We start from the raw sequence: 25,911 nt of genomic DNA on the forward strand, positions 1-25,911 counted from the left end.
ATCCTCAAGCCACGTCGGCCGGCCAGCGCCGGAACAGCACTACTGGGGGTAACAGGATGAACTTCGGAATATTGGGCCCGCTCCTGCTGGAGACGGTCGACAGGAAGCCCTGTACCCCTAGCGCCATGAAGCCGAGAGTCGTCCTTGCCAACCTCCTGGTCCGGCCAGACCAGGCAGTTTCTTCGTTGCAGTTGATGGAAGAGCTGTGGGACGGATGCCCGCCTCGCACCGCCGGCACTGCACTGCAGGTGTACGTCTCCAATCTGCGCAAGCTGCTGGACAAGGGAGGGTTCCGGGCCGGGCACGCGACGATCGTGACGCAGCCGCCGGGCTATGCCCTCCGCATGGCTGGGCACGACGGCGACATGAACCAGTTCGCATTCTTCCGTCGGCAGGCCGACGCATTGCAGGGCAAGGGTGACTTGGAAAGCGCCAGCGAATGCTTGCGGGCAGGGCTGGCGCTGTGGCGTGGCTCAGCATTGGCGGACGTACGCGTCACACCACGGCTGATTCGGGCGGCCGATTACCTCGACGAACTGCGCATGACCACGCAGGAAAAGAAGATCGAGCTTGAGCTGATGCTCGGCCGCCATGTCGGCCTGGTCGGGGAACTGTATGCGCTGGCAGCCCAGTTCTCGGCACGTGAGCGCGTACACGAACTCCTGATGGTCGCTCTGTACAACTCCGGCCGGCCCGCCGACGCGCTGCGCGTGTATCTGTCGCTCCGCCGGAATCTGAACGACATGTCAGGGCTCGATCCGAGCGCTCGGCTGCAGCGACTTCAGCGTGCGATCCTCGCCCAGAAGCTGGAATACCTTCCGGTCCCCCAAGCGCAGTTCACCCCGCATCAGCCGCTGCACGGACAGCTCGGCTCCCGCGATGTGGCCGCTGCCCAGGTCCTTCATCACGCATGAGTCAGGTCACGCACCTGTACGCCTACGCTGCGTCCCGCAGTCGCTGTGACAGCTCCGTCAGCAGCGCGGCCTCGGCGTCGACGAGGTAGAAGTGACCGCCGGGGAAGGTCTTCAGTGCGAAGCCTCCCGTGGTCGCCGACCGCCAGGACTCCGCGTCCTCGACGCTGACGTCGGGATCACGGTCACCGATGTACACGGTCAGCGGGGTCGGTGTGCTGCGCCCGCGGGGCGGGTCGTAGCGTTCGACCAGACGGAAGTCGGATCGCAGGGACGGCAGCAGCAACTCTCGCAGCTGCGGGTTGTCGTACACCTCGGTGTTTCCGTGCCCGAGGGTCGCGATGTACTCGATCAGCGAGGCGTCATCGTCCCCGGCCGAATCGCGCTCACCGTGCCCGGGGGCCTCAGAGCCGGAGAGGAACAGCGCGGCGGGCTCCCTGCCGTACTCCTTCTCCAGCCGGAGCGCCACCTCGAAGGCGATCTTCGCCCCCATGCTGTGGCCGAAGAACGTGAAGCCGTCGTCGAGCAGCGGCGCCAGCTGCCTGGTGACGGCCTCGGCCATGCGGTCCATGTCGTCGATGCATGGCTCGTTGATGCGGTCCTCACGGCCGGGGTAATTCACCGCGAGGACCTCGACGTCCGCGGGGAGCCCGCGGGCCCAGCGGCTGAAGAAGCTCGCCGCACCGCCCGCATGGGGGAAGCAGATGAGGCGCGTGCGGGCTCTGCCGACTGCACCGGACCTGCGCAGCCAGTTTGTCGGATTCGGCGGGGGCGGCGTCATGAGCGAGTTCCTTCTCGTTCGTCGGATGTCGGTGCGGCCACAGCGGCCCGTTCGTCGGAAGCTGATGCGGCCCCGGCGCCTCGTTCGTCGAGCGTCGGTGTGGACTCGACGGACGGCGTCGAGGCGAAAAGGCGCTGTTCGGGGCGGCTCCTGAGATATCCGGCCGCGAGGACGAGGACGACCGCCATGGTGACGAGCACGATCCGGTAGTCCACCGCGGCGACCAGCGCCGCGCCGAGGCTGATGGCCAGGACTTGGGGGACCGTCAGGACGGTGGAGAAGGCCGAGTAGACGCGGCCGATGATCTCGCGCGGCGTCACGCGTTGGCCGACCGTCAGGTTTCCGATGAAGACCCAGGGGGTGGCCACGCCGGTGAGCAGCATCCCGATGAGCGCGGGCACCAGAGACGAGGCGACCAGGAGTGCGGCGCCGAGCGCGCAGGAGAGCAGGCCGAGCACGACGATCACGGTCTCGTTGAGCCGGCGCATGATCCAGCCGGCGGTGAGCCCGCCCACCACCGCGCCGAGCCCTTCCATGGTCAGCAACACGCCGAGAAACGTGGGCGGCCGGTGGAGTCCGGAGCTCACCACCGCGAAGCTCAGCGTCTCCATGAGCCCGAAGGCTATGACGGTGAGGGAGCTCGCGGCGACGAGCTGACGGAGCACCGGGGTCGCCGCGATGTGTCGTACGCCCGCCGTCAGTTCGTCGAACCAGGACACCCGGGGCTTGGGTCCGTCGGAGCCGGGCTCCACGGCCACGCGGAGCGCGAACAGCGTGGCGGTGGAGCCGAGCAGCATGACGGCGTCGATGACGGCGATCCACCCCACGCCGACGGAGGTGAAGAGCGAGGCGCCGAGGATCGGTGCGAAGAGCCGGATGCCCTGCCGCACGGTCTGGATCGCGCCGTTGACGTTGGGCAGATCCGGCTCGGGGAAGAGGTCGACGATGAGGGCCGTCTGCGCGGTGTCGATCACTCCGCCGGAGACTCCGCAGCAGAACATGACGGCGTAGATGATCCAGACGTCCTGCTCCCCGCTGACGGTCAGGAGCAGCAGGACGACCAGCGCGGTCAGCAGGTTGGCACAGATGAGCAGGCGCTTGCGGTTGAGCCGGTCCGCGAGCACCCCGCCGACCGGTGCGCAGAGCGCCCCGAGCACGACCATGAATATGGTCATGCCCGCCGCTGAGTTGCTTCCCGTCAGTGTCTTCACCCAGATACCGGAGGTCAGCAGAAGCAGGCTGGTTCCGATAATGGAAAAGCCCTGCCCGATAATGAACAGCCTGCCGTTGCGGTGGCCGAACAGTATTTTCACGTGCACTCCTTGGGCAGTATCGGGGGGCGCTACACTGAGGCACTCGGCCCGTGCGGCCGCCGTACCGCTGTCGGATGGGGTGAGGGATGCTGAGAGAAGCCTTGCGGAAGGAGTCCTGGTACGGGCGAATGCGCCGACTTCCGCAGTGGAGCCGATGGGCCGTCGCACTGTACCTGTTCGCGTTCGGGCAGGCTTTCTTCGTGCATCTCTACGCGCTCCTGGACGGAGGCTTTCACGCCTATGCGTGGGCGCCTCCCGCCGTGCGGACATATTTCACGCTGCTCGTCGTGCTGGACCCTTTGGCATTCTTCCTCGTGTGGCGACTGCGCCCCGTCGGGGTCGTTTACTCGTGCGTCGTGATGGCCCTGGACGCATTCGCCAACTGGTACGCCAACTGGGACTTCGTCATGCACAATCCGTGGACGCTCGCCCAGCCGGTCGGCCTCACCCCTATTACCCTCTTCACCGTTTTCGTGCTGGCGAGCGCCGTTCCACTGCGCCGGGAGTTCGGCCGCCTGTCAGGCGCCGGTGCTGCGGGTTCGCCGCCGAGTTGACGGTGCGGTATCTCAGGGCAGGGGGTGAGATGCCGCACCGCCTGTCACTCGGGCCGAGCGAGTGACAGCAGGGAGAAGGTCTCGCCCTCCTCCAGGCAGGTGAACATGTGCTCCTCGACGGCCGGCAAATGTTCTTCGCTCAGCTCGGCGGGCAGCCTGATCTGCTGGGCCAGCCGCTGCAGGCACAGGAGGAGCCAGCCGCCGTCGGCGAAGGCCGCGCCCCGCGTGTCCCGGTTGGTCAGCCACGTGTACAGGCACGAGGCCATGGCGTGGAACACGCAGTGCCGTTCCGCCTCGGTCAGCGCCTGCGCCGACCGGCCGTCGCGGTCCTGCGCGCCGGCGATGTCCGCGTGGTGCCGCGCCCGTACGCGGTCGATGTCGCGCAGGATCGCGGCGATGGCGTGAACCGCCGTGTCCGAGGCGACGTCCTGTGCCAGCTTCTCCACCTGCTGAACGGCCGCGTCCCAGCCGTGGGTGATCTCGTCAAGCCCTTCGTTGGTGAGCTGGAGGTCCATGCCACGCGGCTCCCAGCGAGGCGCGGCGTCGGTCAGGGAGAACAGCCGGGCCAGCGTCTCGGCCCGCTCAGCGTCCTGTTCCGCGGCCGCCTGCGCCGCGACGCCGACGCCGTGCTTCAGGACATACGGCAGCTGATCCGCAATGGTGTGCAGGTTTACATGCGTGGTGCCCTCGAAGATGCTGGCGATCGCGTGGTCGCGCTGTAGCTTCTGGAACACGCCGTCCGCCACGCCCTCGCGCAGGTAGCTCCGGGCGCCGAGGACCACGGCCATACTGGCCACGGTCTTCTCCGCCATGACGGGGACGAAGTACTTGACGACCGAGGACCACAGGCTCATGCGGTCGGGGGCGATGCTCAGCGCCTTGGTCACCGGCACGGCCACGCACTCGCTGATCATCAGGTCGATGTGCCCGTTGACCAGGTGCTCCCGGATGACCGGGAGATTGTAGATGCACGAGCCGTAGAGGTTGCGCTCACGGCTGTACTGGAGGGCGATGCGCAGCGTGGCGTCCATGGTCCCCACGGAGAGGGCCGAGATCGCGGTCCGGGTGATCTGCAGAGCCTTGAGCACCTGCACCAGGCCCGTTCCCTCGCGCCCGAGCACCGCGCTCTGCGGCAGGCGGCTGCCCTCGAAGGAGACTCCGCTGAGGTCGTGCCCGCGCAGCCCGACAGTCTTCACGAAGGGGAGCGTGGACCAGCTCGCAGGATCGAGCGCTTCCTTGTCGACCAGAAGCAGGGAGAATCCGGCGGCGCTCGTCTTGGCGAAGGTCGTGACGAACCGGCCGCGCGTGGCGTTGCCGACGGGCCACTTCTCCGCGGTGAGGAGGTAGTCGTCGCCCTCCTTGTCGGCGTGCGCCTCGCAGGCGCGCAGGTCGCTGCCGTGGTCCGCTTCCGAGACGCCGAAGCAGGTGAGGCTCCCGTCCAGGATGGCCTGGGCGACCTCCTTCTTCTGCTCGTCGCGGCCCCAGAGCCAGACGGGGTTCGCACCGAGCAGGGCGGAGCCGTACCGGACGGCCACGGTCAGATTCCGCCGGGAGAGGGTGCGACAGATGAAGAAGAGTTCGTCCAGCGCGTGCAGTCGACCGCCCAGCTCCTCGGGCACGAGAAACTTCTCGAACCCGAATTCCCGCATAGCCTCCAGCGTGCCCGCGGGATTCTCGTTGCGCTCCTCCGCCTCGACCATGGCCCGATAGGAGAACGGCCCCTCCGGATTTCGCGGGTCACCGAGAAAGACGTCCAGGTCCTCTGCTGCCTCGTGCGCGGAGTTGAGGACCGGAGAGACGGCTCGACTCATATCGTTCCCACCAGTTTCCTTCGTTTTCATGACTGACGCATCAGCCCTGATCCTAGCGTTCCCGACGAGCCTCGACCCATACGCTTAAGCAGTTCTTAAGCAGGTCTTTAGTCTCAACTGCTAGGGTTTCTTTGAAACTGGATCCAGGAGTTCTCAAAATGGCACCACGCTTGAGGCTGGGACCTCAAATCCCTGACACTTTTGTCGATGTATTCATGCAGCAGGCCCGGGAACTGGCAGACCGCGAGGCTTTCTCTTTCCTGAGCGACATCAACAGTGATCAGGTCGACTGCACGATCACCTATGGCGAACTACACCGCGAGGCTCTCGCCGTCGCCGGTTGGCTCAGTGATCGGGTCTCGCCCGGTGACCGAGTCCTCCTGCTCTTCCCCTCTGGACTGGATTTCATCAAGGCGTTCATAGGGTGCCTCTACGCCGGGGCAGTCGCCGTTCCAGCCCCGCTGCCGGACGGCTTCCGGGCACAGAGCGACCGGGTGGACGGGATTCTGCGCGATGCCGCGGTCTCCGCAGTGCTCACGGACGAGAAGAACCTCCCGGGCATTGCGGACTGGCTGACCGGCCAGGCCGGGCCCGAGGCGGTCTGCGGAGCGGTGGGCGACCTGGGTCCCGCGGACGGCGCGGGCGAAGGGCAGCTGCCGGCGGTCTCCAGGGATTCCCTGGCCCTGCTGCAGTACACCTCCGGCTCCACCGGTGAGCCGAAGGGTGTCATGATCACCCACGGGAATCTCCTGGACAACCTCGAACTGATCCGTCAGTGCGTGGGCGGCGGCCCGGAGACCCGCGGCTGCGGCTGGCTGCCACTGATCCATGACATGGGCCTCATGGGTCAGGTCCTCTGGATCGCCTACGTCGGTGGACGGTGCCTGCTCATGCCGCCCACCGAGTTCCTACGCCGCCCCTACCGCTGGCTGGAGCTCATCGACGCCCACGGCATCGACAGCGTGGCCGCGCCGAACTTCGCCTACCAGCTGTGCAATCGGACGGTCACCGACGAGCGGATCGCGAAGCTGGACCTCTCGCGCTGGAAGGTCGCCTTCAACGGCGCGGAACCGGTGCTGGCTGACACGCTCGCGACGTTCGCCGAGCGCTTCGGCCCGGCCGGATTCCGGGTGGAGACGTTCGTACCGTGCTACGGAATGGCCGAGGCCACGCTCTTCGTCTGCGGTACGGACAAGGGCGTCGCCCCGACGGTGACCACCGTTGATCCAGCGGCGCTGGCCAAGGGCGAGTTCACGGCCCCGGCCGACGGCGCAAGCGGCCGTGAGCTGGTCAGCAGCGGTACGGCAGATCCGGCCCGTATCCGCATCGTCGACCCGCAAACTGAGGAGGCCGTGCCAGACAGCGGCGTCGGTGAGATCTGGGTCCGCGGCGGGAGTGTCGCGCAAGGCTACTGGCAGCAGACAGAGTTGAACGGGCGTACCTTCGACCGTTCCATGGCGGACGAGCACGGCTTTCTGCGCACTGGCGACCTCGGAGTGGTGTACGAAGGCCAGCTCTACGTCACGGGGCGGCTGAAGGAAGTCATCAATGTCCGTGGCCGCAACCTGTATCCGCAGGATCTGGAGCGAACCGTCAGTGGGCTGCACGAGCGGCTTACCGGAGCCGGCGCGGTGTTCTCGCTGCCCGAGCACTCCAACGCCGTAGTCGTCGTGCAGGAGATCAAGCCGCGCTCGCTCGAACTCGACGACTTCCAGGAGATCACCGACCTAATCCGCAGGACGCTGGTGCGGGAGTTCAGCATCACCGTCCCCAGCGTCGTCCTGGTCCGGCCCGGTTCGGTGCGGAAGACCACCAGCGGAAAAGTACGGCGGACACTGATGAAGGATCTCTTCCTCCAGTCCTCGCTGACGCCGATCCACGAGGAGCTGAGCGACGGCCTTCGTATCCGCTGAGCTTGCGACACACTACCCAACACCCCATAGAGGAAAACGAACAATGACAGACATTCAGGGCGGCGCCACGTCTGAGGAACTCGGATCCTGGCTCACGGAGCGGGTGGCGTTCTACCTGGACAAGCCCATCGAGAAGATCGACCGCAGCGCCGAACTCGCCGGCTACGGCATGGACTCGCTCTACAGCGTGGCCATCATCACCGAGATCGAGGACAACCTGGGCATCAAGGTGGACATGATGGCGGTGTGGAAGTATCCGACCATCAACGACCTGGTCGAGTACCTGCATACCCTTCTCACGGAAAAGACCTCGCAGCCCGACGCGGGTTGAACCATCCTTCTGAAAGAGGACTCGTGTCCAACACCGCCGCAGTACGTCGCGTCGCCACCCCGCGCCGTTTCCTGATGTGCCCGCCCACTCACTTCGACGTCACCTACTCGATCAACCCGTGGATGGACCCGGACAAGCCGTCCGATGCGGGCCTGGCTATGGCCCAGTGGGAGCGCCTGCGCGACCTGTACCGCGAACTCGGGCACCAGGTAGAGGTAATCGAGCCGGCCCGCGACCTGCCGGATATGGTATTCGCTGCCAACGGCGCCACCGTCGTGGACGGCAAGGTCCTGGGCGCCCGCTTCCGGCACGTGCAGCGCACCGGTGAAGGTCCCCGGTACCTCTCTTGGTTCCAGGAGAACGGCTTCGGCGAAGTCTGCTGGCCTGAGCACATCAACGAGGGAGAGGGCGACTACCTGCTAGCGGGCCGCCGCCTGTTGGCCGGTACGGGCTTCCGTACGGACCAGCGTTCGCACGCAGAGGCTCAGGAGTTCTTTGGCGTGCCGGTCACTGGCCTGACGCTGGTGAACCCCTTGCATTACCACCTGGACACGGCGCTGTCCGTGCTTTCCGAAGACGAGGTCATGTATTATCCGGCGGCCTTCTCCCCGGGAAGCCAGGCCGTCCTGAGGGAGCTGTTCCCCAACGCACTCCTGGCCACGGATGAGGACGCCGCAGTCTTCGGCCTCAATGCCATATCCGACGGCCGCCACGTGCTCCTTCCCGAGGCAGCAACGCACCTGATCGCCGAACTCAAGGACCGCGGCTTCGAGCCGATCGGCGTGGACTTGTCAGAACTGCTCAAGGCTGGCGGCAGCGTGAAGTGCTGCACCCTCGAACTCCGGGACGAATAAGGGCTGAGCCGACCGTGGGGTCACGTCCGGGACCCATGCCTGAAGCAGCTGCGCGGACCGAAGGTCCGCGCAGCTGCTTTGGTTGACAGCCGCGGATCACCGCCCGCTGCCCGTTCCCACGAGATCGCGTGATCCACCTGGCCTCCAAGGGCGCCTACGGGGTCCCGCGCGCACTCGCCGAGCTGTAGCGGATGGACGGATGGTCAACCGCAAGCAGATGGAACGGATCACGCTCAAGCGCGAGATCACCGGCGTCACGCGTCCAAGACGCCGCTCGCTGCCCCACCCGGGCAAGCCTTCCAATCCGAAGCGCCGGAACACGAAGTGCGGTCCAGTGTGTCCATCGGCTGGAGGCTGCTTCGCCAGCATCGCGGTGACCACCTTGCGCCCCACGGCGATCTGCTGGGAGCTCAGGCCCCGGAATCCTTGCTGGCGGAACGTCGTTCGCCGAAGGAGCATCCGCCGGCACCGACCGTCCGGGTCGCACCGCTATCGGACGGGCGGGTGACCGTCACTGTCTCGGGCCAGGGACACGAGGTGCGGTTGCGCCGGACCCGCTCGCTGGACGTCCCGGCCCGGTACATACCCGAGGTGGCGACCGCCCGACTCAACGACGGCACCGCCGCCATCGTCGATGGTCCGCTCCCCCTGTATGTCCGCCACACCTGGCTCGCGGAAGCTCGCTACGGGCCCGATCCGGCGCAGGCGGCGGGCACAACCCCGCCCCCGCCCGATCCACTGCTCGTCCGGCCGGTCTGGCGAACCCCCACCGACCCGGTCCCCGGGACATGGGGCCCGGTCTCACTGCCCGCGTCAACCATGGTCGTGCCCGGCCCGCCGAAGGCCCCTGTCGGCGCAAACGTGTCCGTGGCCACGGACGGCACCGCCACCCTCAACCGTGCCCAATCCGCCCCTGACCCACCCGAGCGCCGAGGGCCGATATCGCCTCACGGCCTTTCGACACGCCGACGCCTCCCCCATCACCACGCTGGGACCGACCGACATCGTCGCCGCACCCCACACCATCACCGACACCGCCGCCGGCAGCTCCTACACACTGATCACCACCGACCCACTCGGCCGTGACAGCCCTCCCGCCACCATCCCCGCAGCCTGACCGTGGCCCCGCCCGGTAATTCCTCGACGCCTGAACCGCAGGACCAGCAGCCGCCCCCTACGACCATGCCCCACTCGGCCGCACCCGGTGCCCGACCGTACGGGGATCCGAGGCCAAGATCCGGACCAGTTACGGACCCAGCGCCCGGCGGACGGCGCCATCGCCGCCATTTCAGCAGGTCAACGCCACTCTGACGTGTGTACCGGCAGACGAAGAGGCTGCTCACAGTGTCAGGGCCCGCCGCTGTCCCGTCGGTAGGAGCCGCCGCGCGGATGCCCCTCTCCGAGTAAAGGCTCCCAAACCGTCCAGCGGAATCGGCCACGCGCACCACACTGACCTGGGGTCACACCACCTGACACCACATCAGAACGAGCGTCAGATGAGCGTCAAGACAGCGTCGAGAGCGTCAAAATATCACCCATACCGCACACAGTGCACATTATGTGCATTCATCAAATCCGCAGGTCAGCGGCCCTTTCGGCACGCTCAAGGATCGCCACGCACTCCACATGATGTGTCATCGGGAAATGGTCGAAATACCTACTCCGGAGGCGACGCGCACCCCGCCTCGGCGAAGTACTTTAGGTCGCGGGCAAGAGCAGTCGGGCCTCAAGCTATTTTGGCGGTATGACGGGAAGCGGGGGTGGCGAGGCCGACGCCCTTAATGCCGATGCAGGGATGATCCGATCAGCGTTCCCACCTTCGGAAACCACTGCATAGTACCGGCCCCCCATAGGGAGCAGGACCTCGATCGCGCTGGGCATCCAAGCCATCGCACGCATGACACGTCTTCCGACGCCCCAAGCACGCCCCCTCAGCCATCTCGATCGCAGTGGTACTTCCGGGACGCCGGCTATTTCCTCAAGACAGACGTGAGCATCGCCGGACCGCAAAATCGATCCTGCTCAAAGCTCAGCATCGGAGCCCGTCCGTCCCCGATTCAACGAACGCGCTGCGAAGGAAGTGACATGCCATCACCTTAAGCTGATGGTACGTCAGCTAAGTCAGCATTGGGTCAGCATGCACCCTGCCAGAGGTGGTGGCAGATGGCGACACATGCACATGCGCCAATTCGCTCTGCACCACCTCTGAGCTGCATAGATGCTGGCCGACCCGCTGCACCCGCAACGTTGCCCTAGAGCCGGTGCCAGTGGAACCCGAAGAGGCTCGGCAGGACATCGTTGCAGGTCAGAGGGCATTTCGAGGTCAGCAAGTCAGCACAAAGTCAGCATCGGCGGCGCTACGCCGGGGAACAGGCCGACTCCTGGGGGTCATGCGGCGCGCCGTGGTCCAGACCTCCGCAGACGTCCGGGGTCGAGACCCGATGCCAGTTGTCGCACAACAATATTACTTCCCTCGCCATTGCTAACAGTCGTCAGTCTGCCCGGAGTTGGACCGTGCCGATGTCGGCAGGCCCGATGCCTGTTGCATTTGCCTCTCCAACTTGGCTGACAGAAAACTGGTGTTGGCCTCTGACTGCTGACCATCGCGAACGCGACGTGTCAATCCCCTCGAACTGTGGAGTCCTTCCTATGCAGCCAGTGCCACGGTGAGGCTGGCCCAGTACTCGTTCTCGTTGATCGGGCTCTTGAACCTGCTGGAGAGTCAAGAAGGCTACGGCTGCTCCCTTGCGCCGAATTCGACGATGAGGCTCCCGGATTGTTTGATCCCGGTGAGCATGACGCTTCCGTTCGGACAGATGCCGAGTTGGTGCAGCGGATCCGGGACGAGGCGCAGGACGGGATCGGAGTCCGCCGCGAGTCCGGACACCACGACGAGGAAGAACTCGGCTCCCGAGGCCGCCCTTTCGCATTCCTTGGCGGTGAGGGTCACCGTGTCCTGTTCGGGTCCGTAGGTCGTCTTCAGCTCGTAGAACCGATCGAGCTTGTCCACGGCGTCGGCGCCCACGCCGTGCTGGTGCCGCAGATCGCGCAGCCACTCCGGTTCCTGCTCCGTGCCCTGAACCTTGCGCAGGAGGTCCAGGGCCACCCTCTCCTGGCGGTCGGTGTTGGGCGCAGGGGGAACCGGACGCGGGGCGGGCACGGCCGGTGCGTGTGCGGGCGGGGCGAGGCGGCCCCTGGCGGGTGCCCCTCTGCCGGCCCCGGACACACCACCAGCGGACGGCTGCGCCTGGGCGGTCCGGCGGATGCCGGTGATGCGGAGAGCTGCCGGATCGACGAACTTTCGCGGTTCCAGGAACGGGACGGCCGGAGCCGGGCGGACGGTGGCCGGCGGCAGGGATGCCGACGCGGTCGGCCGGGAGCCTGCCTTGTTCTGGACCGTCTTGACTTCGGTCTCCAGCGCGGCAAGGCGTTGGGCACGCTTGGCATCCGTCGCCGCCTGGTCCTGTGCGACCCGCTCCTCGGCCAGCTCGAGCCGCACCGCCTCTCGTCCGCGCTCCGCCTCGTCGTAGGCGGCTGCCCAGGAATAGGCGACCTGGCGCCGTCCTCGGTGAAGCGAGTCGCGATGGCCCGACCCGCCTCCGACGGCCGCCTCAGCAACTCGCGGTCCACCGTCCACAGAGTGCGGGAGTCCCGGTCGAGGGCGGTACGTACCGGCCCCCGAGCCGCCTCCCCATCGGGCAGGGCGACCAGGCACTCCAGCGACGAGGTGACCCGCACCTCGACCTGAGCCAAGTCCTCCCAGGGGCAGTCGAGCGATCCCGCGACAGCGACGGCGTTGCGCTGGAGGTCCTCGCGGAGCAGATCCAGCGCGTGACGCACCAGATCGGTCGCTTCCTCGTCGACGGGCGCGTCCTCCGCGGGACGGAAGGTGATGTCCGCCGCTCCCAGCTCGGTCACCCGCAGAGGTCCGAGGAGCGCTCTGAACTGTTCGAGTTCCGCGCCCGGCAACCAGACCGGTATCCGCGAGCCCAGCGCCTCGGCCAATGTCGCGTCGGCCGCATACACCGGACGCTTGCTCGTCCACCCCCGACTCGTGCGCAGCGGCAGCCTGCCCACCAAGGCGGCGGTCACCCTCTCGGGCCGTTCGCCAGCTGTTCCAGCGAGCATCTGTAAGGTCTCGAGCATCACGGTCTCGGCGTCGACCGGCACCCGCGCGTCCCGCTCCTCCCTCACCTCACGGGCCACTTCCCTGACGACCCGTACCGCATCCTCCACGCCGACCTCCGGAACTCCGAGGGTCTCCCAAAGGACGTCACTGCCCTTGAACGACGTCGCGAAGGCGGCCCACCGGCCGAGGACCGGGAGGCCACGGAAGCAGTCGCCTGGCCGGCGCCAGCCCAAAGTCGTAAGGACCAGTCCACGTTGCTGCCCGAAGGCACTCAGGACACCGGCGGTCACCTGTGCTGCGTCCTTGCCCCGGTGGGCGGCTAGTCGCTCGGCAAGCGCCCGGTAGACGATCTGCGCCGCCGGATGGTCGAGGGCGCCGGCCTCCCGGTCGCGGAGTAGGCGCAGTGCCTCCAAGAGGTCTGCTATTTCCGGCTCGCCGGTGACGCCCAGTGCAACCAGCACCTCGCCTCGCCTGCCCACCGCCTGCTGGAGGTCGGGGTGCAGGAAGCCTGCACCTTCCGCACCGTAGACGGCGACGGTACTGGTCGTACGCTCACGCAGGCCGCAGGGAGCGGCCGGTTCGCCGTCCTGGTTGTCCAGCCATGCCGTGGTCTTCAGCTGCCACAGCCAGAAGCCATCCGTCTCTCCGCGGGAGTTCCACGTGTGGTAGTCCGAGACGGCGCGGACCCTGTGGTGCTCGGACAAGGCGCCCCAGGCGCGTCCCAGTACCCGCAGCAGTGCGGCGGCCCGCCGGCGACGTACCGACCCGTCCTTCTCCGCAGCGATGTCACGGAGGACGGCCATCAGGTCAGGGCTGTCGTAGTCCTCCAAGGTGTAAGTGGCCGACCGGTTCTGGAGGTCCTAATTCGTGAGTAGGTGGTTCCAGACCAGCCCGAACGGGGCTGCTGGACTGTCGAAGTGGTGGGGATCCGTAGCGGCCGCGTGGGCGCCGGGCAGACTCCTGTGTGGTCCGGGCCCGTCGAGGCCTCACGAAAGACCGGTGGCGCCCGGCGTCTTCGGGCCGCTGCGGAACTCATCCACCCGTGCCGAACATTGATCTTCGTGGTGCGAGCCCGTCGCAGGATGACCTCTCCTTGTTGTCCCGAGCCTTCGAGCTCTGTCCGAGATCGGGGCCCCTGCGAGGCGCTGGCGTCACGAACGGCTGGTGAGATGGCGGACCCGCGAGTCCTGGAATTAGGTCGCCGCGTGGCCCACACAGGCTTGTCACCTGCACAAACGCATAGGGCAAGGAGCAGAGATTGAACGTGTACTGCGGGATCGACTGGGCCGAACGACACCATGACGTCACCCTGGTCGACGAGGCCGGCACACAGCTCGCCAAGCGGCGGATCACCGACGACGCCGCCGGGTACCGGATGCTGCTGGAACTGCTCGCCGAGTACGGCGACACCCCCGAGGACCCGATACCGGTGGCCATCGAGACCAGCCATGGCCTGCTCGTGGCCACCCTGCGCACCGGAACCCGCCGGATCTACGCGGTCAACCCGCTGTCCGCCACCCGCTACCGCGACAGGCACAGCGTCTCGCGCAAGAAGTCCGACCCCGGCGACGCCCTGATCCTGGCGAACATCCTGCGCACGGACATGGACGCCCACCGGCCGCTGCCCGCTGACAGCGACCTGGCCCGCGCGATCACCGTGCTCGCCCGCGCTCAGCAGGACGCCGTCTGGAACCGCCAGCAGCTGGTCAACCAGGTCCGCTCGCTGCTGCGGACCTACTTCCCGGCTGCCCTGGACGCCTTCATGGGCAAGCAGTACGGCCTCGCCCGCCCAGAAGCCCGCGCCGTCCTGACCGCGGCCCCGACCCCGGCCCGCGCGGCGAAGCTGTCGATCGCGCAGCTGCAGGCCGCACTCCGCCGCGCGGGCCGCAGCCGGGGTATCGAGGCCGAGGCACGGCGCCTGCGGGAGATATTCCGCGGCGACTACGCCCGCCAGCCACAGGCCGTCGAAGACGCGATGGGACACCAACTCGCCGCCCTCGTCGTCCAGCTGGACGCCGCTTGCCGGGCTACGGACGAGTTGGCCGAGGCGGTGGAGGAGTCTTTTCTCCAGCACCCGGACGCTGACGTGCTGCTCAGCTTCCCCGGCCTCGGCGTCCAACTCGGCGCCCGGGTGCTCGCCGAGACCGGAGACGACCGCGACCGCTTCACCGACGCCCGCGCCTTGAAGGCATACGCCGGATCAGCCCCCATCACCCGAGCCTCGGGCAAGAAGAAGTTCGTCGGACGGCGGCACATCAAGAACGACCGCCTGATCACGGCGGGATTCCTGTGGGCCTTCTCCGCGCTGCGGAGTTCGCCCGGCGCCGACGCGCACTACCGCCGCCGACGTGCGGCGGGAGACTGGCATGCCCAGGCCCAGCGGCATCTGTTCAACCGGCTGCTCGGCCAGCTCCACCACTGCCTGCAGACCCGGCAGCTCTTTGACGAGCATCACGCGTTCACCTCCTCCTCAGCGGACCTGGCCGTCGCGGCTTGACTTGTTAGGCACGTGAGATGTCTTTCGGCGCTCCGCCGGGCCGCCCTGGATCCGGGCCGGCAGGCCCTCGTTCGGGTTGGAGGCGGTGAACCGGTGCTCGACTCCGGGGTGTGGCCGGAGCCGAGGTCCCTTCTCGGCACCGAGCAGGTGGAAAAAGGCTCGGGCGCCCAGGCCCGTCCCTGCCCCGGGTAGGACCTGGGCATAGCGGGGGCGCAGCCAGGTCAGGCCGCTGGCCCCACCCGACGCGGTCTCGAAACTATCCTCTCGGTCCACACTGTCCAGCCGGGCCGGCAGGTAGGCATCCGCAGGACGGACCTGTACGTCCTCCCAGCGGCCCCCCGTCCTGGACCGCCGGCCCTGCAGCAGGACGGCGCGGCCCACGTCCTTGCCCAGCCGACGGCGCTCCCTCACGGGGACACGCAGGAATCCATCGCGCAGCGCCACCAGTTGGACGTCGTCCAGAACCAGAGGCGCGACGTCCCTTCGGGTGCCACGCGCGGCGAGTTGGCGGATGGCGGGTACCGGTTCCGCGCCCGTCACGAGAACCTGTTGGTCTCTCAGCCACGCACTGACCCGGGCCGCTTCCCCGGTCTCGGCGAAGAACGCCGGGTGCAGGACGCAGCTGAGCCCGAGCACCTTCCAGAGCCCCTGGGCCTTGTCGGTGAAGATCTCCGCGGCTCCGGGCCGGGGTACCCGGTGCCGTGCCCCCGAGACATCCACCAGCCATTTGTGCCATCGAAGCGTCAGCGTCTCGTCTTCGGCGATGGCGACGGAAGCGAGTGCGACCGTCGCCTCTGGGCTCCGGGGCCCATCGCCGAGAAGCTCGTCCAGGGCCATCGCGACGGTGACGGTCTCGGGCGCGGCACCGTCGTGTTCGGCCCAGTCATCGAGAACGTCCTGCCACCGCCCGTCCGCATCCCGCGCAGCTGGAGGCAATACAGCTATGCGTCCGGCCACCTGCGCGATCTCCGCCTCCGAAAGGGCGCGTGATAGCGCCTCGTCGCCGACTGCGAGGTCGGCGAGTCCGAGGTCGCCATGAAGCGGCGTCCGCAGGCGCAGCTCGTTCGACACCCTCGCGCGGGCCAGGGCGAGGAACCGCTGCTCCAAGTCGTGTACAGGCCCCTTCGGCGACTGGACGTCGTGCGGCAGCGGCAGGCACTGCCAGGCCGCGGTCGGGTCCAGGCGGAGCTGTCGCACGATGACGGCGGCCCAAAGGTCGGCCAGCAGGGGAAGCAGCGCCTGGTTCCACGGGGTGTCGTTGACGTGCTGACGGCTCGGGTTCGGATCGAACTGGGCGCCGACCCGGAGCGGCAGTCCCAGTTCGGTCACGGGCAGTCCGACGTGCACTTGTCCAGCCACCTCGTCGCCCGCGCCCTCGTGCAGCGGGATCGCGACGGCGAGGACGGTCGATTCGCCCGCGGCCTTGCGGATCCTTGGCACGTCGGGCGGGCTCGGTACGGTGGCACGGCTGACCTGCCAGGACATGCCGCCGGAGGTCCGAGCTGTGCGCACGTCGACTACGGTTTCCCGGCCGCCGACGACCGCTTCGCAGGCATCCGGTTCGCCCCACTCCAGTGCCAGCCGGGTGCGTACGTCACCCCCCTCGTGCTGGTGCACGACCGCGCGCACGTGGTGGAGAAAGAGCAGCGCCTCGTCACCCCACGCGGCGAGCCAGTCGTCCACGTCCTGGCCCCGCACCTCGGCGGGCGTGGCGAGCGGGATACGCAGGACAGTCCAACTGTCCTGCGCCGACCAGGCGGGAACCGAGAAGGGCTCGGCGAGGGACACGTCGGGATCCCCGATCCGGACGCGGTAGAAACCGCAGAAGATCTCCAAGACAGGGGACAACCGACGGAGGGTCATGAGTCCGATACCGAACCTGCCCGTAGCGTCAGGGTCGTCGGCCTTGCTCGTCAGCGAGGGCATGGCGAGCGCCATTACATCGGTCAGCCGTACCGGACGGCCGTCGTGCGCCACGAGCAGTTCCGTGTCGCGGACGAGAATCCTGACCTGGGATGCCCCGAGATCGTCGGCGTTCTGCACAATCTCGGACAGCCCCTGCAGCGGGTCAGTCGACAGGTCCCCGCCGTTGTCCCGCTGCCGACGCAGCCCGTACCGCATCTGCCCGGGCAGCTCCACGAACAGATCCCCGAGCCGCTGAACGGCCGCGCACGTTGCTTCAGGCCCGACCGGTTCGGGCACCTCCGCACCGTCTGTCAGCCCCTCCCGTTCCATGAGGTCCTCGGCCGCCCGAATCGCCCGCTCCACGTCAGCCGCCGTCGATCCGCCACGCTCAGCAGTCATCCCTCGCCCCCTTGCTGCGATGCCCCGGTTAGCGATCGTAGATCGTCAAGGAAAGCGAGGGGGCGGGAACGGCGGTCGGCGGGAATCCCTCGTTTCCCGCCGACCGGCCACACCGTTGTACCTGCCATGCCAGCCAGTTCGCGCGGGCACGAGGATCGCTTCAGGAGGTGCCGCACTCCTGGCTGGCACCTCCCGAGCTGGCCGCTACAAGGACCTCATCTACAAGAGTTGGTGGTGCCGACGCCGACTGCTCGGTCAAAGCCGGCCTTCATCGGCTGGCCCGGTCCGTGGAGGAGGGCACCCATGAGGTAGTTCTGGTTGGCGGCCTGCAGCTGCTCAAGCACTCTGATTGCGCGGACGACGGACTCGCAGACGGTCCATGTCGCCTCGACGCCTTCTGCGTCCTCTTCGCCCTTGAACGCTCGGCTGTGTACTCGCCAGCGGTAGGCGTATCCGGCCTCGTCGCGCTTGGCTTCGACGCAGCCGCACTTGATGTTTTTGACTACTGGCGGGAGGGGGTTATGTCCGACCGTGCACTATTCCGGCCTTGGGGACGCGCAGGGCCCCGCACGAAACCGGGAGGTCGGGGGTTCACGTGCGGGGCCGCTCACGGGGTGTGGGCCGTCAGACTCCAATCAGGCTGTACGTACCCGTACCGTCCTGCCTACCACTGGAGTACTGGCGTATGAACTCCCCGTCCGCGTACCGGTCGTGGCCCATCATGGAGCCGGTGTACTTGTTCTGCACACCGATCTTCGAGCTGCCGGGTACGTCGCGGTAGATGTAGAACCGCTGGAGGTCGTCCTCCGTGCAGGGGGCCGTCTGCAGGACCGCCCGTTCGGTGGCCGCGTTCTGCTCGGCGATGGTCGCGCACCCGCCGTTGCCCCAGTTCCACAGGGACGCCTCGAGGACCCCGTTGTTCTCCGTCACGTTGCACAGGCGCCAGTTGTCCAGGTGGGCGCTGAAGATCGACGAGGGCCGCAGGCGGACACCGTCGTCCGCCAGGAGCGGCGCGCCCCAGGACAGGGGCTTGCCGGGTACGGCGATCTTGTAGACCTCGGCCTTGCAGTCGAGAGCGGCCCGCGCGCTACGCCCGGTGGCCTTGGGCTGTTCGGCGGACGTGCCGCTGGTGAGCGCCGGGCGCTGCACGAGGCGGTCCCGCTTCTGCTTCGCCGTCGGCGCCACCGCACCCGCCGGGTGCTCGGCCCTCGCGGCGGCCGAGCCGCAGTCGAGGAGACCTTGTGCCTTGGCCATGATGCTGCCTGCGGGCACCTCGTCCTGGCAGCGCACCGCGCCTTCCTCGAGCGTGGTGTAGGTGGTGAAGTTGCCGCCGTCGGGCCCCTCGATCCACTTCAACGCCCAACTGCCGTCGCCCTGTTGGACGCGGTTGCAGTTGAGGCTTCCGTACGTACCGGTGACCTTCTTGGTGCCCTTGTAGGCGCCGTAGTAGCCGGGCTGGTTGAAGTTCCACGTGACCGCGTTCGACTCGGTGCTGGTGGAGGTGTAGTCGACCTTCACGTTCAGGCCCAGGCTCGCGCCGACCTTGCCGAGGGTCTCGACGGCGAAACTGCCCTCGACATTGCCGTTGAGGCCGACGGAGACCGAGATGGTCGTCTGGGTGCTGGTGGTGACGGTCTGGGTGCCGGTTGTGCCCTCGGTGACGTACCAGCCCTTGAAGTGAGTGATCGTCGGGGACACTTCGGTGCTCTTGATGTACGGATGGCGTGTGCCGAGGTCGGCCGCCGTACAGGTGTCGCCGGGCTTTGCCTGAGCAGCGGCGGGCTTTGCCGGGGCGGCGGCGGCCGGTGAGGCCGCGAAGCTCATGGCGGCTATCGCGGAGGCAGCCGCAGCGGTGAAGGCTATGAGCCCTCTGCCGAAGCGGCCGGTCGATCTTAAGTGACGCATCGTTTTCTTTCCCCCTTTGGCCGGCCCGCGCACAGGCGGGAACCCCGGCCGGTGGTGTGGTCAGTGTGATGGTGCTGAGCGCGACTAAACATAGGGCCACCCGATGAAAAGATGATGACGGAATCAGCTAATTTGATCACGCCAGGGCGGAATGGCTTGTTCTCAGTTGGTACGCGCGGGCGTTGCCCGAGTTCACCGTGATGTCCGTCCAGCATGTGGCCGGCGGGCGCCGAGAGCGCCGGGAGCGGGTACAGCCGCGGGACGACCGGGGGTGTGCCCAAATACCCAACCGCCGCAACCACCACGGCCACATGGCATGTTGGCCCGAACGGTTCCTCGTCATGGGCGACGCACTATGCCTCTTTAACCCAATCTACGGCCAAGGCATGACCGTCGCCGCCCTCCAAGCACAAACCCTCCAGGCCACCGCTACCCACCTGCACCGCCACCCCTCCCGTACCCGCACCGTCCAACGTCGACTCGCCCGCCGCACCCACCTTCCGTGGATCCTGGCCACCGCCCTGGACTCCCAGTGGGCCGACCCGGCCCCCCGGTACGGGCCGCTCGTGGGCACCGCCTTGAACCGGATGCTTGAACGAGTTGGCCACAGTCCCCACCTGTATAGCGCCTTCTTCAAGACCCAGCACCTCATGGCCCCCATTGCACTCCTGCACCCCCTCGCTCTGGCCACCCTCCTCCGCCCCACAGCAAAAACGCCCGACGCGGCAGACGAGTCGGGAATTCCCACAGGTTCCTCATCTCCCCGGCCGTAGGAGGTAGTTCATGACAACAGGTCAACAGCGCCGACCAGATCCCTTCCGGCAACAGCACCACCACAAGCAAGATCTACTGACGGTTCGTCAGGAAAGTCAGCATGAGGTCAGCATGAAGACTGCCGGAGCTGCCCACACATGAGCACACCTGCACATTCGCGAATCCGGCCAGCACTCTTCGCGACCTGCAAAGACACCGGTCAGCGCGTCACCTGCAAACCAGATGCAAATCACCGTGCCAGTGGAACCCGAAGAGATACTCGGTGGAGCGGCCGCTCCCGGATCGTGCGGGTATGGCGTTTCGATGCAGTCGGGTGCGAGGACGGTGTCCGCGTCGACGGCGAGTACGAGGTCGGCGGTGCAGTTACGAGGTCGGTGGTGCAGTGCGGCAGGGAGTAGTTCTGCACCTTGGCCTTGCTGCCGAGGTCGCGCGGCGGGCGGATAACGGTCACGCCATGTGATGCCGCCACCTCGCCCGTACGGTCGCTGGAGGTGTCGTCCACGACCAGGACGCGGTCAGCCGGGACCGTTTGGCGCACAAGGATTCGAGTGTGGCCGGCAGCCCCTCCTCCTCATGGTGAGCTGGGACGAGGAAGGTGACGGTGTGCATGCTGAGCTCCCCTGTACTGCGGATCTTGGCGGCTGCAACAGCGATCAGGCCGGTGCAGCCGTAGACGACGGTGCTGATGCCGATGAATGGCAGTCCTCGGTACATGTCACCGACAGTAGCGAGATTCCCCGTCAGATGGTCCCGGAGGCTTCCTTCTGTGGATAACTTCGCCTCGCCTCCCGCGCGTTGTGGACCGCAGCACGCAAAAGCGCCGGCCGCCGCACCCCGTGGGGGCGAGCGCGACGGCCGGCGTGGTAACTGAGGGACTGAGCCGGTTACTCGGTGACCTTCAGCAGCTTGTTGGGCGTCCCCTCACTCGGGTTCGTGATCTTGTCGGGAGTGGCACCGTCCGTCAGGGCCTGGGCGACCTCTTCGGGGGTGGCGTCCTGGTGACCGGCCAGGTAGACCGCAGCGGCCCCCACGACATGCGGGGTGGCCATGGACGTACCGGAGATGGTCTTCGTGCCCTCGTCGCTGTCGTTCCAGTCCGAGGTGATGTCGGAGCCGGGAGCGTAAAGGTCCACGACTTCGCCGTAGTTGGAGAAGTCCGACTGCTCGTCCGCGTCGGCGCTGGAGGCGACGGTGATGGCCTCCTTCACCCGGGCCGGGGAGCCCTGGCCGGCGTCGGTGGACTCGTTGCCCGCCGCGACGCCGAAGGTGACGCCGGAGTCGATGGCCTTCTTGACGGCCGCGTCGAGCGCCTCGTCGGCGCCGCCGCCGAGCGACATGTTGGCGACCGAGGGACCCTCGTGGTTCTTGGTCACCCAGTCGATACCGGCGACGACCTGCTCGGTGGTGCCGGAGCCCTCGTCGTCCAGCACACGGACGGCCACGATCTTGGTCTTCTTGGCGACGCCGTGCTCGACGCCGGCGATGGTGCCCGCGACGTGCGTACCGTGACCGTTGCCGTCGGTGGCGTCGTCGTCGCCGTCCACCGCGTCGAAGCCGGAGGAAGCGCGGCCTTCGAAGTCCTTGTGCGTCGTGCGCACACCGGTGTCGATGACGTAGGCGGTGACGCCCTCACCCGCGTTGTCGGGGTAGTTGTACTTCTTGTCGCCCTCGGTGTCCGCCTGGTCGATGCGGTCCAGGCCCCACGACGGCGGGTTGTCCTGGGTGGCGTTGATGTGGAACTTCTTGTTCTGAACGACCTTGTCCACAGCGGGGTCGGCGGCGAGGCGCTTGGCCTCCTCCTCGTCCAGGCCGGTCGTCGAGAAGCCGCCGACGGAGGAGTAGCTCCGCTTGATCTCGCCGCCGTACTTGGCGGCCAGGTCGCCGCTCTCGGCGGTACGGACCGACTCCTTCAGCATGACGATGTAGCTGCCGTTCACGGCACCCTTGGCCTCGGCACCATAGATCTTGCCTTCGGCCGCGGGAGAGGCACCAGCGGTGACCGCGGTGACGGTGGCGATACCAGTGGCGGCAACCGCGGCGGCTATCGCCGTGATCAACCGCTTCTTGCTGGAACGCTTGTGAGCCATTGCGAGGGTTCTCCTCGTTCGTGGTGTGGGGGGAAAGCGTTGCGCAACAGCCCGACGGGACCGGAAGATCCGCGTCGAGCTGGCTCGAAACCTTGTCGGATTAACGGGTCCGATTCAAGGCCGACCCGGCCGTGTGAGATAAGCAACAAGCTGCAAAAAGGCGGAATCGGAACGGAGTTGACCAAAAGGCCCTGCCGAGATGAAGCCAAGGGGCTCAACTCTGTTTACATGCGCGCAACAGGGGGTGACATCGGGGACAAGGCACAGAAGACCGGTTGCCCCGGTATGGCAGGCTTGCGCCTCGCGAGATGTGTGTTGCGGAGAGCGTGCGCCACTGTCGACGATGTCGGCCACAAGGGCGCGCTTCTCAACTCGACCTCTTAACAATTCCTGTTCAGGCGGGAGTTCGCCTCGGCGAGGTCGGCTGCGCGTGAGGTGTAAAGAGGGCCGCCACTCAGCGCTGGTAACGCGCCAGCACCAGATTGCCGTCGTCAACCAGCCGCTTCCGCAGGGCGTCCAGACCGATCGCGCCGCTGTAGTACTCCTGCAGGCCCGGTGTCGCGATCTTGTCCTTCCACTCCGGATAACCACGGACGGACTGGGCCGGCGCGGAGCGCAACGAGCCCGCCAGCGCGGTGCCGGTGGTCCAATCATGTCTGGCCACCCGTAGCGCCGGGTCCTTCAGAGCTTCCTGACCCGTCGGCAGCATCCAGTCGCCCAGGGCCAGCCGGACCATGTTCGGCGGCCGGAGGAGGAAGTCGATGAAGGCCATCGCCTCCTCCTTGTGCGGGCAGTCCTCGGCCACCGACAGGGTCTGCGGACTCACGCCCTGCTCCAGGACGGTGCCCTTGGGCGCGGGCAGTACCGTCCAGTCGAAGTCCTCGGGTGCCTGCTGGGCGATCTGCTGGCGGTAGGAGAACCCGAGCGGCACCATCGCGTACCGCCCGGCGAAGAAGCCCGGCAGGGTGTCCGAGCCGCCCATGCCCAGGGTCGTACGGGAGGCGGTGCGGTCGATGTTCAGCTGGTCGTGGATGGTGCGTGGCACCACCTGGTCGACGGCGTCGAAGCGGACCTCCACCTTGCCCCCGGGGTGGCGGTGGAAGACCCGGCCCCCCGTGGACAGAGCGAGATTGAGCGTGGCGGACACCGGTTCCTTCAGCGGCCATGCGACGCCGTAGGTGCCGCCACGGGTCAGCCGCTGCGCCGCTTCCGCGAACTCCTCCCAGGTCCAGGGGCGTTCGGGAGTGGGGATGCGGACGCCGGACCGCCTCAGCTTCCTGCGGTTCGCGATCAGCACCCGCGGTTCCTGGAGGAACGGGATGCCGTACACCCGGCCGCCGAACATGCCGGTCTCCCAGCTCTGTTGTGGGATATCGCGCTTGAGACGCGGCGGCAGCAGGGCGGTGAGGTCGGCGAGATCGCCGCCGTAGGCGAAGTCGGCGAGGTCGTCGGAGGCGTCATGGATGATGTCCGGCGCCTCGCCGCCCTCGAAGGAGGTGAGCAGCTGGTCGTGGACGGTGGGCCACGCACTCTGGACGTACCGGACCTGGACGTCCGGGTGGTGCCGGTTCCATTCGGCGACGAGTTGTCTGTTGGCCTTGACGGAGTCCTGCTGCCAGGCCAGCGACTGGAAGCGCAGGGTGATCCGGCCGCCGGCCTTCCGCCGGTTGTCGTCGGAGCAGCCGGGCAGCAGGGCGGCCGCGGGCAGCGCGGCGGCAGCGGCAAGCAGGCTCCGGCGGTGGAAACGGGCGCGGGTCCGCTGCGGCAGTGTGGGCTCGGAGCGCATCAGCCTCTCGGGTCGCATCAGCCTCTCGGGTCGCATCAGCTCTTCACCGCCCCGGCGAGCATCCCGCCGGCTATTCGCCGCTGGATGACGGCGAACAGGAGCAGGCTCGGGAGGGTGGCGAGGAGCGCGGCGGCGGCGAGCGGGCCCAGATCGGCGACGCCCTCCGCCCCGAGGAAATGGGTCAGCACGACCGGCAGTGTCTGTTTCTCCGGCGACTTGAGCAGCACCAGGGCGAAGAAGAACTCGTTCCAGGCGGTGATGAAGGAGAACAGCGCCGTGGCGACGATGCCCGGCGCGAGGAGCGGCGTGGTGACCGAGACGAGCGTACGTGTCCGGCCCGCACCGTCCACCGCAGCGGCCTCCTCCAATTCGTGGGGTATGGCGCGGACATAGCCCGTCAGCATCCACAGGGCGAAGGGCAGCGACCACACCACATAGACCATGATCAGACCGATCCGGGAGTCGATCAGCTGGAGGCTCTTCAGGATCAGGAACAGCGGGATGATCACCAGCACCAGGGGGAACGCCTGACTGATCACGACCCAGGCGGTGGCCACCCGCGAGAAACGATTGCGGAAACGGGCCAGGACATAGGCCATCGGGGTCGCCAGCACGATCGCGGTGACCGCGGAGACCGCCGCCGCGAGCAGGCTGTTTCCCACGGCCTCCAGCAGCGGCTGCTGAGCGAACGCCTGCCGGAAATTCTCCAGGGTGGGCGCCTCGGGGATCCATGCGGGGTGGATGCTGCCCAGTTCGCGGGGCGGTTTGAGGGCGGTGGAGAGCAGCCAGAGGAAGGGGAAGGAGAGGAAGGCGAGGTAGCAGAGGAGCGCGACGTACTGGCCGGTGCGGCCGGCGGTACGCTTCACGGTGGCCCGGCGGCCCAGTTGTCGTGTGCTGACTTGTCGTGTGCTCACTTTTCGTCTGGTCGCTTTTCGTCTGGTCGCTCTCAGTCTGCTCACTTGTCCTCGTCCCTCTTCAGCCGGCCGGCCAGATAGACGGCCAGCAGGACCGATATCACCGCGACCATCGCCAGTCCCATCGCGGCGGCGTATCCGAACTGCCCGTAACGGAATGCCTCTTCGTACGCGAAGAGCATCGGCAGCCGCGTCCGGCCGCCGGGGCCGCCGTCGGTGAGCACGAAGACCAGGGCGAAGGAGTTGAAGTTCCAGATGAAGTTGAGCGCGGTGATGGCGAGTGCGATGGGTCTGATGGCGGGCCAGGTGACCGTACGGAAGCGCCGCCAGCCACCCGCGCCGTCCATCGACGCGGCCTCGTGCAGCTCGCGCGGGACGTTCTGCAGGCCGGCCAGCAGCGAGACGGTGGTCTGTGGCATACCGGCCCATATACCGACGAGGATGACCGCGGGCAGGGCGGTGGCCAGACCGCTCAGCCAGTCCCGGCCGTCGCCGGCTCCGGCCAGGCCGAGGCGGCGCAGCGTTTCGTTCAGCACGCCGGCGTCCGGGTGGTAGACCAGCCGCCACATGATGCCGACGACGCCCTCCGGCATCGCCCACGGGATGATCGCCAGCGCGCGGGCCAGCCACCGCAGCCGCAGATCAAGGTTGAGCAGCAGCGCGAGGCCGAGGGCGAGGACGAACTGCGGGACGGTGACGCCGACGGCCCACACCAGGCCGATCCGGAACGATTCCCAGAAGAGGGAGTCCCGCAACAGGTCGGAGAAGTTCAGCGCACCCACCCACTGGGTGGGCTGGGTGCGGCCCGACTGGGCGTCGGTGAACGCCAGCCCGATGCCGTACAGCAGCGGTCCGACGCTCAGCACGAGGATCGGTAACAGCGCGGGCAGCACGAGGAACCACGCACCATGGTCGCGCCGGGGTCCGACGGTGCGCCGGGAGCCGGCTGTGGTTGACCGCCGTGGCGCGGTCGTCAAGGTCACGGCAGTGGCTCCTTTGGACGCGGTCGGACGCGGTCAGGCAGTCGGACGCGGTCGGCCCGGCGCT

20 protein-coding genes and 1 pseudogene are annotated in these 25,911 nt (G+C 67.5%); 8 read left to right on the top strand and 13 right to left on the bottom strand.

The features are described from left to right. The first annotated feature begins 125 nt into the window (after positions 1-125). On the top strand, positions 126-914 hold the full coding sequence (locus K9S39_RS12070; RefSeq protein ID WP_248863349.1) for an AfsR/SARP family transcriptional regulator: 789 nt from the start codon (positions 126-128) through the stop codon (positions 912-914). Between the two features lie 22 nt (positions 915-936). On the opposite strand, the gene K9S39_RS12075 is transcribed toward K9S39_RS12070, so the two are convergent. Next, positions 937-1,692, bottom strand: coding sequence for a thioesterase II family protein (locus K9S39_RS12075; protein WP_248863350.1), 756 nt, complete (start codon positions 1,690-1,692; stop codon positions 937-939). Beyond that, positions 1,689-3,005, bottom strand: a complete 1,317-nt coding sequence (locus K9S39_RS12080) for an MFS transporter (protein ID WP_248863351.1) — start codon at positions 3,003-3,005, stop codon at positions 1,689-1,691. Before K9S39_RS12080 ends, K9S39_RS12075 begins: the two co-directional genes overlap by 4 nt. Before the next feature lie 86 nt (positions 3,006-3,091). Here K9S39_RS12080 and K9S39_RS12085 point away from each other — a divergent pair, with 86 nt between their 5' ends. Further along, complete coding sequence (locus K9S39_RS12085; protein ID WP_248863352.1) at positions 3,092-3,559, top strand: hypothetical protein; 468 nt, start codon at positions 3,092-3,094, stop codon at positions 3,557-3,559. 44 nt (positions 3,560-3,603) lie between these two features. Here K9S39_RS12085 and K9S39_RS12090 read toward each other — a convergent pair whose 3' ends face one another. Next, entirely contained in the window at positions 3,604-5,370 is a 1,767-nt protein-coding gene (locus K9S39_RS12090) for an acyl-CoA dehydrogenase family protein (protein ID WP_248863353.1), read from the bottom strand. Between the two features lie 215 nt (positions 5,371-5,585). Between K9S39_RS12090 and K9S39_RS12095 the strand changes: the two genes are divergently transcribed. From K9S39_RS12095 to K9S39_RS12110, 4 genes are all read left to right on the top strand, one after another. Next, entirely contained in the window at positions 5,586-7,283 is a 1,698-nt protein-coding gene (locus tag K9S39_RS12095) for a fatty acyl-AMP ligase (protein ID WP_248863354.1), read from the top strand. A 43-nt stretch (positions 7,284-7,326) separates the two neighbouring features. Beyond that, positions 7,327-7,614 (top strand): acyl carrier protein, encoded by a 288-nt coding sequence (locus K9S39_RS12100; RefSeq protein WP_248863355.1) that lies wholly within the window; start codon positions 7,327-7,329, stop codon positions 7,612-7,614. Positions 7,615-7,637: 23 nt separating this feature from the next. Further along, positions 7,638-8,468 carry a dimethylargininase gene (gene ddaH, locus K9S39_RS12105; RefSeq protein ID WP_406707910.1) on the top strand — a complete coding sequence of 277 codons (831 nt, stop codon included), beginning with the start codon at positions 7,638-7,640 and terminating at the stop codon, positions 8,466-8,468. A gap of 898 nt (positions 8,469-9,366) precedes the next feature. Further along, complete coding sequence (locus K9S39_RS12110) at positions 9,367-9,585, top strand: hypothetical protein (RefSeq protein WP_248863356.1); 219 nt, start codon at positions 9,367-9,369, stop codon at positions 9,583-9,585. Positions 9,586-10,037: 452 nt separating this feature from the next. On the opposite strand, the pseudogene K9S39_RS12115 reads toward K9S39_RS12110, so the two are convergent. Both K9S39_RS12115 and K9S39_RS12120 read right to left on the bottom strand, forming a co-directional pair. Continuing rightward, positions 10,038-10,191, bottom strand: a pseudogene (locus K9S39_RS12115) (RNA methyltransferase); the annotation flags it as partial. 1,008 nt (positions 10,192-11,199) lie between these two features. Further along, positions 11,200-11,967 carry a protein NO VEIN domain-containing protein gene (locus K9S39_RS12120; protein ID WP_248863357.1) on the bottom strand — a complete coding sequence of 256 codons (768 nt, stop codon included), beginning with the start codon at positions 11,965-11,967 and terminating at the stop codon, positions 11,200-11,202. Between the two features lie 1,888 nt (positions 11,968-13,855). Between K9S39_RS12120 and K9S39_RS12125 the strand changes: the two genes are divergently transcribed. After that, positions 13,856-15,094: an IS110 family RNA-guided transposase gene (locus tag K9S39_RS12125; protein ID WP_248863358.1), complete on the top strand. Its 1,239-nt coding sequence runs from the start codon at positions 13,856-13,858 to the stop codon at positions 15,092-15,094. Here K9S39_RS12125 and K9S39_RS12130 read toward each other — a convergent pair. Together K9S39_RS12130 and K9S39_RS12135 are read right to left on the bottom strand one after the other, a co-directional pair. Then, positions 15,068-17,398, bottom strand: a complete 2,331-nt coding sequence (locus K9S39_RS12130; protein WP_248863359.1) for a sacsin N-terminal ATP-binding-like domain-containing protein — start codon at positions 17,396-17,398, stop codon at positions 15,068-15,070. The two genes, K9S39_RS12125 and K9S39_RS12130, sit on opposite strands and share 27 nt — an antisense overlap. Before the next feature lie 624 nt (positions 17,399-18,022). Continuing rightward, positions 18,023-19,303: a hypothetical protein gene (locus K9S39_RS12135; RefSeq protein WP_248863360.1), complete on the bottom strand. Its 1,281-nt coding sequence runs from the start codon at positions 19,301-19,303 to the stop codon at positions 18,023-18,025. 386 nt (positions 19,304-19,689) lie between these two features. Here K9S39_RS12135 and K9S39_RS12140 point away from each other — a divergent pair, with 386 nt between their 5' ends. Next, positions 19,690-20,076 (top strand): hypothetical protein, encoded by a 387-nt coding sequence (locus K9S39_RS12140; RefSeq protein ID WP_248863361.1) that lies wholly within the window; start codon positions 19,690-19,692, stop codon positions 20,074-20,076. A 230-nt stretch (positions 20,077-20,306) separates the two neighbouring features. Here K9S39_RS12140 and K9S39_RS12145 read toward each other — a convergent pair whose 3' ends face one another. The 6 genes from K9S39_RS12145 to K9S39_RS12170 all read right to left on the bottom strand — a co-directional run bounded on the left by K9S39_RS12145 (position 20,307) and on the right by K9S39_RS12170 (position 25,847). Next, complete coding sequence (locus tag K9S39_RS12145; RefSeq protein ID WP_319949551.1) at positions 20,307-20,615, bottom strand: glycosyltransferase; 309 nt, start codon at positions 20,613-20,615, stop codon at positions 20,307-20,309. After that, complete coding sequence (locus K9S39_RS12150; protein ID WP_248863363.1) at positions 20,525-20,791, bottom strand: hypothetical protein; 267 nt, start codon at positions 20,789-20,791, stop codon at positions 20,525-20,527. The genes K9S39_RS12145 and K9S39_RS12150 overlap by 91 nt, the downstream gene beginning before the upstream one ends. A 170-nt stretch (positions 20,792-20,961) precedes the next feature. After that, a complete protein-coding gene (locus tag K9S39_RS12155; protein WP_248863364.1) occupies positions 20,962-22,164 on the bottom strand; it encodes a S8 family peptidase in 1,203 nt (400 codons plus the stop codon). A gap of 454 nt (positions 22,165-22,618) precedes the next feature. Beyond that, a complete protein-coding gene (locus tag K9S39_RS12160; RefSeq protein ID WP_248868702.1) occupies positions 22,619-23,950 on the bottom strand; it encodes an ABC transporter substrate-binding protein in 1,332 nt (443 codons plus the stop codon). Positions 23,951-23,985: 35 nt separating this feature from the next. Continuing rightward, the gene (locus K9S39_RS12165; protein WP_319949552.1) at positions 23,986-24,864 is read right to left on the bottom strand and encodes a carbohydrate ABC transporter permease; all 879 of its coding nucleotides are present in this window, start codon (positions 24,862-24,864) and stop codon (positions 23,986-23,988) included. Positions 24,865-24,905: 41 nt separating this feature from the next. Next, the gene (locus tag K9S39_RS12170; RefSeq protein WP_406707911.1) at positions 24,906-25,847 is read right to left on the bottom strand and encodes a carbohydrate ABC transporter permease; all 942 of its coding nucleotides are present in this window, start codon (positions 25,845-25,847) and stop codon (positions 24,906-24,908) included. Between the last annotated feature and the right edge of the window lie 64 nt (positions 25,848-25,911).

This window comes from Streptomyces halobius (assembly GCF_023277745.1).
Classification (GTDB): Bacteria; Actinomycetota; Actinomycetes; order Streptomycetales; family Streptomycetaceae; genus Streptomyces; species Streptomyces halobius.